General features: G+C 68.2%; 11 protein-coding genes. 5 read left to right on the top strand and 6 right to left on the bottom strand.

The genetic code is table 11. From position 1 onward, the window contains the following. Positions 1–210 precede the first annotated feature (210 nt). Positions 211–3,021, bottom strand: a complete 2,811-nt coding sequence (gene ppc / locus E8M83_RS03860; RefSeq protein WP_137172059.1) for a phosphoenolpyruvate carboxylase — start codon at positions 3,019–3,021, stop codon at positions 211–213. A gap of 158 nt (positions 3,022–3,179) precedes the next feature. On the opposite strand from ppc, the gene hemC reads away from it, so the two are divergent. The 5 genes from hemC to ppa all read left to right on the top strand — a co-directional run bounded on the left by hemC (position 3,180) and on the right by ppa (position 8,019). Then, positions 3,180–4,154, top strand: coding sequence for a hydroxymethylbilane synthase (hemC, locus tag E8M83_RS03855; protein ID WP_267874174.1), 975 nt, complete (start codon positions 3,180–3,182; stop codon positions 4,152–4,154). Further along, positions 4,147–4,929, top strand: a complete 783-nt coding sequence (locus E8M83_RS03850; protein ID WP_170976684.1) for a uroporphyrinogen-III synthase — start codon at positions 4,147–4,149, stop codon at positions 4,927–4,929. The genes hemC and E8M83_RS03850 overlap by 8 nt, the downstream gene beginning before the upstream one ends. After that, positions 4,929–6,161 (top strand): uroporphyrinogen-III C-methyltransferase, encoded by a 1,233-nt coding sequence (locus E8M83_RS03845; RefSeq protein ID WP_137172058.1) that lies wholly within the window; start codon positions 4,929–4,931, stop codon positions 6,159–6,161. The genes E8M83_RS03850 and E8M83_RS03845 overlap by 1 nt, the downstream gene beginning before the upstream one ends. A gap of 3 nt (positions 6,162–6,164) precedes the next feature. Then, positions 6,165–7,361: a heme biosynthesis protein HemY gene (locus E8M83_RS03840; RefSeq protein ID WP_137172057.1), complete on the top strand. Its 1,197-nt coding sequence runs from the start codon at positions 6,165–6,167 to the stop codon at positions 7,359–7,361. Between the two features lie 118 nt (positions 7,362–7,479). Next, positions 7,480–8,019: an inorganic diphosphatase gene (gene ppa, locus E8M83_RS03835; protein WP_137172056.1), complete on the top strand. Its 540-nt coding sequence runs from the start codon at positions 7,480–7,482 to the stop codon at positions 8,017–8,019. Positions 8,020–8,115: 96 nt separating this feature from the next. Here ppa and E8M83_RS03830 read toward each other — a convergent pair whose 3' ends face one another. The 5 genes from E8M83_RS03830 to E8M83_RS03810 form a co-directional block, all read right to left on the bottom strand. Beyond that, entirely contained in the window at positions 8,116–9,585 is a 1,470-nt protein-coding gene (locus E8M83_RS03830) for a PA domain-containing protein (protein WP_137172055.1), read from the bottom strand. Further along, positions 9,572–9,994 carry a post-PEP-CTERM-1 domain-containing protein gene (locus tag E8M83_RS03825; protein ID WP_137172054.1) on the bottom strand — a complete coding sequence of 141 codons (423 nt, stop codon included), beginning with the start codon at positions 9,992–9,994 and terminating at the stop codon, positions 9,572–9,574. The genes E8M83_RS03830 and E8M83_RS03825 overlap by 14 nt, the downstream gene beginning before the upstream one ends. 17 nt (positions 9,995–10,011) lie before the next feature. Next, positions 10,012–10,695 carry a choice-of-anchor J family PEP-CTERM protein gene (locus E8M83_RS03820; protein ID WP_137172053.1) on the bottom strand — a complete coding sequence of 228 codons (684 nt, stop codon included), beginning with the start codon at positions 10,693–10,695 and terminating at the stop codon, positions 10,012–10,014. Positions 10,696–10,937: 242 nt separating this feature from the next. Beyond that, the gene (locus tag E8M83_RS03815; RefSeq protein WP_206077424.1) at positions 10,938–12,059 is read right to left on the bottom strand and encodes an FAD-dependent monooxygenase; all 1,122 of its coding nucleotides are present in this window, start codon (positions 12,057–12,059) and stop codon (positions 10,938–10,940) included. A 118-nt stretch (positions 12,060–12,177) separates the two neighbouring features. Further along, positions 12,178–13,269, bottom strand: coding sequence for a branched-chain amino acid ABC transporter permease (locus E8M83_RS03810; RefSeq protein WP_137172052.1), 1,092 nt, complete (start codon positions 13,267–13,269; stop codon positions 12,178–12,180). Position 13,270: the final 1 nt, after the last annotated feature.

The following is a 13,270-nucleotide window of genomic DNA, read 5'->3' as shown; positions in this document are numbered from 1 at the left end:
GGCGGGAATGATCTCCCGCTTCGATGGTAGCTGTTTCTTTTTCATGTTTATCCTTTAGGGACATATTGTCCCTTATTTGGATGTTCATGAAACCCGGACCATCTCAACCTGACCCCGCTTTTCTGACCCAGCTTTCCCTCGCTTTCCCGCAATGTAAAAAAGCCGCCCGGTTTGCGCCGGGCGGCTTTTTTGCCTGGAACGTCGACGCGATCAACCGGTGTTGCGCAAGCCCGCCGCGACACCATTGATCGACAAGTGGATACCGCGATTGACCCGCGGATCGGCATTGTCGGCCAGCTTGCGCCGCCGATGGATCAACTCCACCTGCAAGTGATTCAGCGGATCGAGATAGGCGAACCGGTTCTGGATCGACCTTGCCAGCAGCGGATTGCCGGCCAGGCGCTCGGTGGCGCCGGTGATCGCTTCCAGGCAGCGGATCGTCTCGCCGTGTTCGGCGGCGATGCGGCGGAAGATGCGCTCGCGCAGGCCCACGTCGGCCACCAGGCCCGCATAGCGCGAGGCGATCGCCAGGTCGGTCTTGGCCAGCACCATGTCCATATTCGACAGCAGGGTGGCGAAGAACGGCCAGTCGCGGTACATGGCGCGCAGCTCTTCCAGCTTGCTCTCGCGGTCGCCGTCGACGTTGTCATCTCCAAGCCAGCTCGTCACGCTTGACGCGAACCCGAACCAGCCCGGCAGCAGCAGGCGGCACTGGCCCCACGAGAAGCCCCAGGGGATCGCGCGCAGGTCTTCGATGCGGCGGGTCGACTTGCGCGAGGCGGGGCGCGAACCGAGGTTCAGTTCCGCGATCTCGGCGATCGGCGTCGCTTCGAAGAAGTAGTCGGTGAAGCCCGGCGTCTCGTACACCAGGTCGCGGTAGGCCTTGTAGGCGCGGTTCGACAGCTCGGCCATGACCGACTCGAAGCGTTTCAGGCGTTCGGCCTCGCAGCCGCTGCCGGCGGCGTTCGGTGTCAGGCTCGCTTCCAAGGTCGCCGCGACCAGCAGCTCTAGGTTGCGGCGGCCGATCTCGGGATTCGAGAATTTCGAGGCGATGATCTCGCCCTGTTCGGTCAGGCGGATCTGGCCGTTGACGGTGCCGGGCGGCTGGGCGCGGATCGCATCGTAGCTCGGGCCGCCGCCGCGGCCGACGGTGCCGCCGCGGCCATGGAACAGGCGGAGTTTGACCTGGTGGCGCTCGAAGACCTCGACCAGTTTCAATTCAGCCTGGTACAGCTCCCAGTTCGAGGTCAGGAAACCGCCGTCCTTGTTCGAATCGGAATAGCCGAGCATGACTTCCTGCAGCCGGCCCTGTTTCCCGATCAGGCTCGAGACCAGCGGAATCGACATCCACTCGTCCATGATGCCGGCGGCGCGCTGCAGGTCAGGGATGGTTTCGAACAGCGGGATCACCATCGCATCGTTGGCGCCTGCGCTCACCCGCATCAGGCCGGTCTCCTTCTGCAGCAGCAGCACTTCGAGCAGGTCGGACACGGTCTCGGTGTGCGAGATGATGTAGTTGCGGATCGCGCGCGGGCCGTAGCGCAGGCGGATCTCGCGCGCACAGCGCAGGATCGCCAGCTCCGAATTGGTCTCGTCGCCATAGCTTTCGTAGGGCGAGAACAGGGGCCGCGACTGCGCCAGCTCGCGCAGGATCAGCGCGCGCTTGTCTTCTTCTTTCATCCCCGCATAGTCGGCTTCGACGCCGGCGCGTGCGAACAGCTCGGCCAGCACGCGCTCGTGGATGTCCGAACTCTGGCGCATGTCGAGCGAGGCCAGGTGGAAGCCGAAGATACGCGCCGCGCGCAGCAGGCCGGCCAGGCGCGGCTGGACCAGCATGGCGCCGTGGTTCTGGCGCAGCGAGTCGGCCAGCACTTCGAGGTCGGCCGCGAACAGTTCCGGGTCGAGGTAGGGCGCGGCGTGGCCGACTTCCTTGCGCAGGATGTGGCCCACGCCCACCTCGCGCGCGGTGGCGGCCAGGCGCGCATAGATGCCGATCAGTGCGCGCCGATACGGTTCGTCGCTGCGGTGCGGCGAGGCGTCGGGCGAGGCGTCCGCCAGCTGTTCGAGCGCCGGCGTCACCTTCACCAGCAGGGTGGAGGCCGACAGCTCGGCGCCCAGCGCATGCACTTCGTCGAGGTAGAAGTCGAGGATGGTGGTCGACTGGCGCGTGAGTGCATGGCGCATGGTGTCGGCGTTGACGTTCGGGTTGCCGTCGCGGTCGCCGCCGATCCAGCTGCCCATCTGCAGGAAGGAAGCGTGCGCGGCCTGCGGCTCGCCACCATACTGTTCGGCCACTTCGAGCGCGATGTCGTCGTACAGGGCTGGCACTTCGCGCAGGAAGGTGATGCGGTAGTAGGACAGGGCGTTGTCGATCTCGTCGGCCACGGTCAGCTTGGAGTAGCGCAGCATGCGCGTCTGCCACAGGGTGGCGATGCGGGCGTGCAGCAGCTGCTCGTTGCGGCGGCGTTCCTTGGGCGTTTGCGGCTGGTCGCGCTCGGCCAGCAGGCGCGCGATATCGTGTTCGGCGTCCAGGATGCTCTTGCGCTGCACCTCGGTCGGGTGGGCGGTGAGTACCGGCGAGATCAGGGCATCGCGGAAGAATTCGTCGACTGCTTCACGCTTGATGCCCGCTTCTGCCAGCTTGCCCAGCGCATAGCCGATGCTGCCCGAGCGCGGCGCCGAACCCTTGAGCAGGTGGGCGCGGCGGCGGCGGTTGTGGTGCTGGTCTTCGGCGATATTGGCCAGGTGCGAAAAATACGAGAAGGCGCGCACCACCGAGATGGTCTGTTCGCGGGTGAGCTTGTGCAGCAGGGTGGCCAGCTCTTCGCCGGCGTCCGGGTCGTCGTCGCGGCGGAAGCGCACGGCGGTCTGGCGGATGGTTTCGACGATGTCGAACACCGCGTCGCCTTCCTGGTCGCGCAGCACGTCGCCCAGCAGGCGGCCGAGCAGGCGGATGTCTTCTTTGAGCGGCGCGTCCTTGTCGGCGCCGGCTGGTACTACGAGTGCAGCAGGATTGTCCATATCGACCACAAGTAATAGATTGTGCGATGGCGGTTGGCCACGATCTGCAGGATGCCCCATGATAAAATTTGTGATCTTATGCAGGGACCGTTTACTGGCATCGTCCGGGTCGGCCCAATGACAGTGGAAGAACTCGAGTGTTAAACGCCATACAGCAAGTGTCCGGAACGGCGCCCCAGGCGCCGACAAAACTGATTATCGCATCCCGCGAGAGCCGCCTGGCCATGTGGCAGGCGGAGCACGTGCGCGACCGGCTCGCCGCATTATATCCAGAATGTAGCGTCGAAATTCTGGGAATGACAACACGGGGCGACCAGATCCTCGACCGTACGCTGTCCAAGGTCGGCGGCAAGGGCCTGTTCGTCAAGGAACTCGAGGTCGCGATGGCCGAGGGCCGGGCCGACCTGGCCGTGCACTCGCTCAAGGATGTGCCGATGGAGCTGCCCGAAGGCTTCGAGCTGGCGGCCGTGCTCGAGCGCGAAGACCCGCGCGACGCCTTCGTGTCGAACGACTACGCCAGCCTCGATGCGCTGCCGGCCGGCGCCGTGGTCGGCACCAGCAGCCTGCGCCGCCAGTCGCTGATCGCGGCGCGCTATCCGCACCTTGTAATCCAGCCGCTGCGCGGCAACCTGGATACGCGCCTCGGCAAGCTCGATCGCGGCGACTACGCGGCCATCATTCTGGCTGCGGCGGGCCTCAAGCGCCTCGGGCTGCCGCAGCGCATCCGTGCGCTGCTCGAGCCCGAACTCTCCCTGCCGGCGGCCGGCCAGGGCGCGATGGCGATCGAGATCCTGAGTGCCGACCGCAGCGATGGGGTCGACCTGCGCGCCGTGCTGGCGCCGCTGAACCACGTCGAGACCGCGCAAGCGGTGCTGGCCGAGCGCAAGGTGTCGCGCATCTTTGGCGGCAGCTGCCAGATTCCGCTGGCGGCCTATGCCACCGTGCAGGACGGCCAGATGCGCCTGCGCGCCATGGTTGCAACGCCAGACGGCAAGCGCAGCGCGCATGCCGAGGTGGCCGGCGCCGCCGAGCAGCCTGAATACCTGGGCGAACAGGTGTCCGAGCTGCTGGCGCAGCAGGACGCCAACGCGATCCTGGCCGCTTGCCGCGTCGATGCGGCCGAGGATGCCTGAGCTGGATCGCATCGTGATCGTTACCCGCCCGCGGGCCCAGGCCGATGGCCTGGCGCAGGCGGTGCGTGCCAGCGGCCGCACGGCCGAGATCCTGCCGCTGCTCGAGATCGGCCCGGTCGACGAACCGGCGCCCCTGCGCGCCGCACTGGCGCGGCTGCACGAGCATGCCATGGTGGTGTTTGTGTCGCCCAATGCGGTCGATGCCGCGTTTTCCTGCCTGGACGGTTGGCCGCCTGAAGTGCCGCTGGCGGTCGTGGGCGAGGGCAGCCGCGCCGCGCTGGCGCGCCATGGCGTGGCGGCGCCGCGCTACACGATCCACAGCCCGCTGGATGCCGCCCACAGCGATTCGGAACACCTGTTACTGAGCCTGGACCTGGCCGCCTTCGCGGGCCGGCGCGTGCTGATCGTGCGCGGCGATGGCGGGCGCGAGCTGCTGGCCGACGCCTTGCGGGCGGCCGGCGCCATGGTCGAGGCGGTCGCGGCCTACCGCCGCAGCACGCCTGTATTGACGCAAGAGTTGGCCGCACGATTGCGCGCCTTGCTGGCGCAGCCAAACGACTGGATAATCACGAGCTCGGAAGCCCTGCGCGGGCTGGCGGGGCTGGTCAATGCGCTGGAGCCGGGTAGCGAGCAATTGCGCTCGCAGTTCCAGCAGCAGCGCCTGGTCGTGCCCCATGCGCGGATTGCCGAGACGGCGCACGCCCTGGGCCTGCGCCACGTGACCCTGACGGGATCCGGAGATGCACGCATACTAGCAGCGTTACAATCACAATAATGAACGAATTGCCGAACAATCCAGATCAACCGCAGGCCAACGTGCCCGCGCCGAGCCTCCACAAGCCCGAGGGCGCCGGCGCGCCGCCGGGCCCGACGCCGCCACCACCAGGTGCGGCTGGCGGCGGCATCCCGCCGTCGGCGGGCGTGCCGGCCGCGCCGCGCATGCTTGAACCGGGCGGTCCCGGCATGTTCGACCGCATCGCGCGGCCCTTGCCGCTGGCCGTGATCGCCCTGGCCGTGCTGCTGGCGTTGCAGACCTACTCATCGCACAACCGCATCAACTCGCTGCGCCAGGACATGGCGCGCAGTCTCCAGAAGGGCAATGCGGTCAATGCCGAGACGGCGGCGCTGGCGCGCGACGTGGCCGACCAGTCCAAGGAGCTGCAGATCAAGGTCGGCGTGCTCGAAAGCCGCCAGAGCGAGGCCCAGAGCCAGCAGGTGGCGCTCGAGCAGTTGTATAAAGACCTGTCGCAGAATCGCGACGAGTGGGCGCTGACCGAGATCGAGCAGGTGTTGTCGACCGCCAGCCAGCAGCTGCAACTGGCCGGCAATGTGCAGGGCGCGCTGATCGCGCTGCAGAACGCCGACCGCGCGGTCTCTCGCTCGGATACGCCACAATTTCTCACCATCCGGCGCGCGATCGCCGGCGATATCGAAAAACTGAAGGGCTTGCCGGCGGTGGACCTGGCCGGCGTGGCGGTGCGCCTCGATCACGTGATCGGCCAGGTGGATACGCTGCCGCTGCTGTCCGACGAGAAGCCGCTGCTGCCGGTGGCGCCGGTGCGCACCGGGCGCAAGGGCGAGGCGGCTGCCGCCGCGGTGGCCACGGAGCCGGCGCAGGCGCTGGGCGTGGGCCGGCGCATGCTCGATACCTGGCAGCTCTGGAGCCAGGAGATGTGGGACGACGTGCGCCAGCTGATCCGGGTGCGCAGCGTCGAGGAGCCCGAGGCGCTGATGCTGTCGCCGAGCGAAACGTTCTTCGTGCGCGAGAACCTCAAGCTGCGCCTGCTGAACGCGCGCCTGGCGCTGTTGTCGCGCAACGAGGCGACCTTCCGCGACGACCTGGCCACGGCCCAGTCCATGCTGCTCAAGTATTTCGACACGCGCGCGCGTGTGACGCAGTCGGCCCAGGCCGCGCTGCGCCAGGTCCAGGCCAACAACCTGACGATCGAGATGCCGACGCTGGCCGACAGCCTGAACGCCGTGCGCAACTACAAAGCGAAGCAATAAGCCATGCGTTTACTTCTTTGGTTAGTCGCGCTGATGGCCGCCGCCATCGGCATCGCCGTGACGGCGCGCTTCAATCCGGGCAATGTGGTGCTGTTCTATCCGCCGCACCGGATCGACATGTCGCTCAACCTGTTCGTGGTGTTGCTGGTGGCGTCCTTCCTTGCGCTCTATGGCCTGGTGCGCGCCATCAACGCTACCCTCAAGATGCCGCAGCGCGTGGCGGCCTATCGCCAGCGCCGCAGCGAACGCGAAGGCAACAAGGGCATGCGCGATGCGCTCAAGGCGTTGTTCGAGGGCCGTTTCGGCCACGCCGAAAAGGCCGCGATGCGCGCCGCCGAGCTGCCCGAGAATGCCGGCCTGGCGGCCCTGATCGGCGCGCGCGCCGCGCACCGCATGCGCGAGCCGGCACGGCGCGACGCCTGGCTGGCCGGGATCGCCCACGACAACACCCTCAAGACGGCGCGCCTGATGACGGTGACCGAACTGCTGGTCGACGACCACCAGCCCGAGGCCGCGCTGGACGCGGTGGCCGAACTGAACGCCAGCGGCCAGCGCCACATCCACGCCCTGCAGTGGGCCATGAAGGCCAACCAGCAGGCGCGCAACTGGCCCGAAGTGCTGCGCCTGGTGCGCATCCTGGACAAGCGCCGCGCGCTGCATCCGGCCCTGTCGAGCCGCCTGCGCGAGCTGTCCTACGAGGCGCTGCTGGGCGGCGACGGCCACGACGCCGAGTCGCTGCGCCGCATCTGGGCCACCGTGCCGCCGCAAGACCGCACCGTGCCGTATATCGCGGCGCGCGCGGCCAGCGCCTTCAATGCGCGCGGCCTGCACGACGAGGCGCGCGCGATCGCCGAAGAGTCGCTCAAGGCCGGCTGGGACGAGCGCGTGGTGCGCGCCTACCGCGACGCCGCCAGCCCATTCGGCTCGCCGTCGCTGCTGGCCCAGATCGAGGCCTGCGAGACCTGGCGCCGCGAGCGCCCGACCGACGCCGAACTGGCCTTGACCCTGGGTTCGCTGTGCCTGAAACAGAAACTGTGGGGCAAGGCCCAGCGCTACCTGGAACAGGCGCTGTCGGACGCCCTCGACGCGGCGATGGTGCGCGAAGCCCACCTGAAGCTGGCGCAGATGCACGAGGCGCTGGGACAGGAGCAAGAGGCCGCGAACCATTACCGCCAGTGCGCCCTGGCGAGCGTCTTGTAATGCCGCTGGGCCCTGCCTGGCCAACTCGCACCATTGGGCCATGTTGCACCGCACGCGCGAAGGCCATTTCGCTATAATGACGGCCTATCATTGATTCTTCAGCAACCAAGGACCCTCCATGAGCTTGAATAACGTCCCAGCCGGCAAAGACGTGCCGAACGACTTCAACGTCATCATCGAAATCCCGATGAACGCCGATCCGGTCAAATATGAGGTCGACAAGGACAGCGGCGCGATCTTCGTCGACCGCTTCATGGGTACGGCCATGCACTATCCGTGCAACTACGGCTACGTGCCGCAGACCGTCGCCGACGACGGTGACCCGTGCGACGTGCTGGTCATCACCCCATTCCCGCTGCCGCCGGGCGTGGTGGTGCGCTGCCGCGCGCTGGGCGTGCTCAAGATGACCGACGACGGTGGCGGCGACGCCAAGGTGATCGCGGTGCCGGTCGAAAAAGTGCTGCCGATGTACAAAAAAATCCAGTCGCTCGACGACGTGGAAGAACTGCGCCTTAAGCAGATCCAGCACTTCTTCGAGCACTACAAGGACCTGGAACCAGGCAAGTGGGTCAAGATCGAGGGCTGGGCCGGCATCGACGAAGCCAAGGCCGAGCTGGTCAACGGCGTGGAAGCGTTCAAGAAGGGTGCGCAGGGCTAAGCCCGGCCCTGTCACTTCGCGCAAGATAAAAGCCGGCGCCCTCGAGGGCGGCCGGCTTTTTTATTAGCGCTGCGCGCCCGGCGCAGTGCTACACCGTCACCAGCCGATATCGAGCAGCAGGGGCAGGGTCAGGTCGCGCGGCGGCGCGATCTCGTGCGACAGGTCGGCGTTGATCGATGGTTCCATCAACTGGTTCGGGCTCGCCTCGGTCGTGTAGTGCGACACCGACGAGCCGGGCGCATTGACGGTCGGGCTGTACATCAGCATGCGGCGCTGGTCGTCGGCCCCGGCCAGGCGCTCGGGATCGATCGACATCCGCGCCATCACCCCCGACATGGTGCGCGAACGGGTCTGCAGCGCGGTCTTGAGCCGCAGGCCGTCGGCGCGCGTGATGCGCACCGAGGGAATGGTGACGTCGGGCGCCTCGCCCGGCATGCCGGCCACTTCGCCCGCCACGCTGTCGGCCAATATCATGCCGGTGGCGCCGGCCGCCTGCACATTGCGCGCCTTGACCGCATAGTCGCAGGCGCCGCGGTCGACCAGCGCGACCTTGCCGCGCACGGTCTGCGCATTGGCGGCGCTCAGGGTGGTGCAGGCCAGGCCGTTGCCGTTGGCCTGGTCGACCACCGGCATCACCTCCCCCCTGAACGCGGTCGTGCCGAGCGGCGTGCCGAAGGCGGCCACGCCGACCGCATACCGGCCGAAAGCGGCGCCCGCCGCGCCGCCGCTGATCGACAGCACCGGCAACGGCCCCAGCGCGCCCGGCACCGCGGCGGTGACGTTGGCGCCATTCCAGGACAGGCCGCGCCAGGCCCTGGCCGAGGCCGCGCGCTGGGAGCTCGTCATCTGGGCCCAGGTGCGGTTGCTGCGGTTGTCGAGCAGGTAGTGGTCCCAGATGGAGGGCCGGCCGAGCAGGGTGAGGCCGGTCTCGTCGTCGGTGAACGACTGGAACCCGAGGCCGTGCGCGATCTCGTGCAGCAGCACCGCGACCAGGTCGATCTGGGCGCCGGCGTTGTTGTCCAGGCCGAGATAGAAGGTGAGGCCCGGGACGCAGGTGGGCGTGAGCCCGAGCTGCGAATTGAAGGTGGCGACGATGTGCGCATCCCCGGGCTCGGTCAGGTCTTCGCCGGCCAGCTTGGCCGCCAGCGCGGCCGGATACCAGGTATTGGTGCGCGGCGCGGCGGGGAAGTTGGCCCAGACTTCGGTGGCGCCGGCCGCGCCCAGCACGGCGCTGGTGGCGTTGCAGCTGAGCGGCTCGAACGCCGCGTCGATGCGGATCGGGATGTCGCTGTCGAGCGTCGCGCCCCAGGTGTCGGCCGCATGCTGGAAGGCGATCAGGCGCTGTTCGCCCAGGGTCGTGCCGGGGTTGCCTCCGACCGGCTGGGCCGGCGTGGGATCGTTGAAGCCCACGCCCGGCGCGTTCTGGTTGACGATCACGATGGTGGCGGCATGCGCCACGCCGGGCCAGGCGATGGCGGCGATGGCGGCCGCGAACAGGAGTGCGACCGCCGCCAGGCGCGCGAGCGCGCCGGCCGAAAGACGGATCGGGAGCTTAGCGGTGATCATGGCGGGCTTTCTCCTGCGCGCCGCCTGGCGCGCCATGGTTGAGATGGGCGTGGACGCCATCGGCGCCTTCGACGCATTGGTGGTCGACCTTGCCGTCGGGGCCGCGCTTGACGACCGAATACACGAGACGGCTGTTGCCGAGGCGGACGCTTTCGCGGCCGTCGGCGCCGGTCACCAGCGCCGGCAGCGGCGGGCGCGCGCTGGGCGCCGCGGTCTGGGCCCGCAGCGCCGCGGATTCGGCGGCCGACGGCGCGCGCAGCTCGCCGGTCTCGGCGTCGCGCACGACGGTCAGGCCCGGCTGCGGGGATGCCTGCGGCGCCGCTGCCGGGGGAGCGGGCGGCGCGGCCTGGCACAGGGAAATCAGGGCCAGCCAGAGCATCGGGATGGCAAGGGGGGAATGGATGCGCATCGAGGATCTCCTTGGATTCATTGGCGGCTGGCCGGGCCGCGCGCTGGGCCGACCTTGCGCCGCATCAGGCCCAGCACGCCCAGGCCGCCGGCCAGCATCAGCAGGCTGCCCGGTTCGGGCACGGCGGTCACGACCCGCACCGTGTCCAGCCCGATATAGCTGAGGTTGGCGGCGTCGCCGAGATAGCGGAAGGCGAAGCGGCCTTCTCCTTCGACCGTCAGGTTGGCGCTCCATTGGCTCCAGTCGGCCGGGAAGGCATCGTCGCCGCCGATCGTGGCCAGCAGCGTGTCGAACGAGGCGGCATCGGTGCCGCTGCCGGCGCCGAAGCGCACCTCGATCAGGTCGTCGAAACCGTCGGCCAGTTCGCGGTTGGTGAAGAAGGACAGCGTGGTCAGGCCGCTCAGGGTGAGCGTGGGCGTGATCAGCCAGTTGTCGACCACGCCCATGCCATTGGCCGCGCCCAGGAAGTTGGCGGCGGCATAGGAGCCGGGACCGCCGGCCTGGGGCGGGAAGATGTCGGTATTGCCCTGGAACCAGGACAGGCCGGGCGGGGTGCTGCGGTTGATGCGGTCCCAGCTGGCCAGGCCGGCCAGGTCGTCGAAACCTTCGTTGAGGATCTCGACGCCTTCCTGGGCGGCCAGCGGCGCGGACGCGGCCGCGCTGACGACCGCGGTTGCGATCATGATGTTCAGTCGTTTCATGGAATGGAGGTGGTTGGGCCAGAAGGATGGGATTCCCCGCGCTGGCTGACGACGAGGCCATGACATCTTCATGATAAGAATGACAATGGCCGCGTTCTTGATCCTGGTTGAGGGCGTCGTGCAGCATGTGCCACGTCCCTCAAATAGAGCGATGGAACTTGATCAAAGCGCTTGCAATTCTGCAAGTCCATGCTGGAAGGAAATCAGATGAGGCGCGCGCGGAAACGCGCCGAGGCTCCGTCTCAGGGCGGCGCGAGCAGCGGCGCATAGCTGCGCCGGTACAGCCGGTCGCCGAACATGCCGAAGATGGCGGCGCGCGCCAGTGCGGGAAGGGCGCGCATCTTGTCCCTGGTCGCGCACTGGCGCTGGACCCAGCGCACCCGGTGCCGGCGCCGCTCGGAATACACGGCCAGCGCGGGGTCGAGGTCCTGCCCGGCAGCCAGGACTTCGGCCAGCACCAGCGCATCCTCGAGCGCCAGCGCCGCGCCCTGCGCCATATTGGGCGAGGCGGCGTGGGCCGCGTCGCCGATGAACACGACCCGGCCCTGGACCCAGTCGTCCATGTCGACCTGGCCGAGACGGCCGAAGTGGACCCGCGCCTCATCGTGCTGGCTCCGTTCGAGCAGCCGGTGCAGGGGCGCGGCAAATGCATGGAACAGCTCCGGCAGGCTGGCGTGGCGGAACGATTCGGGATCCGCGCCCGCCGGCAGGGTCAGGTCGGCGTAGACATAGGCCTGGGTGTCGCTCACGGGAATGCCCAGGAGCGTGGCGCCATTGCCCAGCATGGCGGTCCAGCCTTCGATGGCGGTCACGTTGTGCGTGATGAAGCGCCAGCAGACTTGCCGCCCGTACTGCGGCCTGACGTCGGGGCGGACGATCCGGCGCACCCCGGAATGGATGCCGTCGGCGCCCACGACCAGGTCGTAGAAGGCCGAGCGGCCGTCGGTGAAGGCGACCTCGCACAGGCCGCTGGACTGGTCGATGGCCGCGACCGAGACATCGTGGCGGACCCGCGATTCGCCGAAGGCGGCGCCGAGGATGGCGTGCAGGCGCGCGTGCGGCAGCGACAGGCAGGGACCGCAACGGGCCCAGACGTCGCTCGTGATCGTCTCGGTCAGGCGCCAGCCGCGGCGATCCAGGATGGCCTGGCTGGGCACGGCCGCGGCGTTGGCGCGTACCCGGTCCAGCAGGCCCAGGCTGGCGATGGCGCGCGTGGCATTGCCGGGGAGGTAGAGCCCGGTGCCGGAGGGAGATGGGGCGGCAAGGCGCTCCACGACGTCGGCCGCGATGCCGCGCTGCTCAAGGGCCAGGCCCAGTGAAAGGCCGGCAATGCCGCCGCCCACGATCAAGATTTTCCTTTGCATGATGTCGCCGCTCGTTCATCCATTCGTCGATGGAATGAACCGGGGTGATCCATCCCGCGTATAGATACGCGGTGCGCCGCGGTTCGGATGCGGCGCCTGCATGCAAGGCGGCGCGGCCTCAGCCGGGTGGCGCCCGGCGCCGCGCCAGCCACGCCCGCACGCGCAGCTTGCCGACGATCCCGATCGGGAAGAAGTAAATGGAGAGGATGAACAGCACGCCCAGCCACAGCAGCCAGCGATCCGGATGCAGGGCCGCGGCCAGCAGCGGGACGCCGTCGAGCGCGGTCGAGCCGTGGGCCATCAGTTCCTTCAGGTAGTTCTGGGCCAGGATGAACAGGGTGGCGCCGATCACCGCGCCATACATGGTGCCCATGCCGCCGATGACGACGATCAGCAGGATGTCGGTCATCACCTCGAAGCCGAGCGAGGTCTTGGGACCCACATAGCGCAGCCACAGCGCCATCAGGGCGCCGGCCAGGCAGGCCACCAGCGCCGCCAGGCAGTTGGCCCAGATGCGGTAGACCATCGTGCGGTAGCCCAGCGCCTCGGCGCGGAACTCGTTCTCGCGGATCGCCTGCAGCACCCGGCCGAACGGCGAATTCACCAGCCGCAGCAGGAACAGGAACAGCAGCAGGCAGCCCAAAAACACCAGGTAATAGGTGATCACCTTGCCGTCGATGTAGCGCCCGAAGACTTCGTTCTCGAACAGCAAAAAGCTCGGCGACAGCACCTCGGGCACGCTGAAGGTCACGCCATCCTCGCCGCCGGTCAGGTCGGACAGCTGCGACGCCAGCACGGCGAATGAAGAAGCGACAGCCAGCGTGATCATGGCGTAGAAGATCGCGCGCACGCGCAGCGCAAACAGGCCGACCACGAGCGCCAGGGCCAGGGCCAGCAATAGCGCGATGCCCAGGCCCGTCATCGCCACGCCCCAGGTGGGCTCGTCGACGCGGGCCAGCGCCAGGCCGATGCCATAGGCGCCGATGCCGTAGAACATGGTGTGAGCGAAGGAGACGATGCCGGTGTAGCCCAGCAGCAGGTCGTAGGACGCCACCAGTACGATGTAGATGCAGATCGTGGCCGCCGTGTTGAGCGGGCGCGCGCCCGAGGTCAGGAAGGGCGCCAGCGCCAGCCCGAGCAGGATCGCCAGCAGCAGGCCGGTCAGGATGCGGCTGCGCGGCAGGTCGCCGGAAAGAAGTCGATGCAGCATG

It is taken from the genome of Massilia sp. HP4, assembly GCF_005222695.1.
Lineage (GTDB): Bacteria > Pseudomonadota > Gammaproteobacteria > Burkholderiales > Burkholderiaceae_D > Telluria.
Note: the sequence above shows the minus strand (reverse complement) of the source record. Positions and strands in the feature narration are given on the sequence as shown.

Bases quoted from the DNA above. Each gene is read 5' to 3' on its own strand.
- ppc (WP_137172059.1), bottom strand. From the start codon at position 3,021: ATGGACAATCCTGCTGCACTCGTAGTACCAGCCGGCGCCGACAAGGAC.
- E8M83_RS03850 (WP_170976684.1), top strand. From the start codon at position 4,147: ATGCCTGAGCTGGATCGCATCGTGATCGTTACCCGCCCGCGGGCCCAG.
- E8M83_RS03845 (WP_137172058.1), top strand. From the start codon at position 4,929: ATGAACGAATTGCCGAACAATCCAGATCAACCGCAGGCCAACGTGCCC.
- E8M83_RS03840 (WP_137172057.1), top strand. From the start codon at position 6,165: ATGCGTTTACTTCTTTGGTTAGTCGCGCTGATGGCCGCCGCCATCGGC.
- ppa (WP_137172056.1), top strand. From the start codon at position 7,480: ATGAGCTTGAATAACGTCCCAGCCGGCAAAGACGTGCCGAACGACTTC.
- E8M83_RS03830 (WP_137172055.1), bottom strand. From the start codon at position 9,585: ATGATCACCGCTAAGCTCCCGATCCGTCTTTCGGCCGGCGCGCTCGCG.
- E8M83_RS03825 (WP_137172054.1), bottom strand. From the start codon at position 9,994: ATGCGCATCCATTCCCCCCTTGCCATCCCGATGCTCTGGCTGGCCCTG.
- E8M83_RS03820 (WP_137172053.1), bottom strand. From the start codon at position 10,695: ATGAAACGACTGAACATCATGATCGCAACCGCGGTCGTCAGCGCGGCC.
- E8M83_RS03815 (WP_206077424.1), bottom strand. From the start codon at position 12,059: ATGCAAAGGAAAATCTTGATCGTGGGCGGCGGCATTGCCGGCCTTTCA.
- E8M83_RS03810 (WP_137172052.1), bottom strand. From the start codon at position 13,269: ATGCTGCATCGACTTCTTTCCGGCGACCTGCCGCGCAGCCGCATCCTG.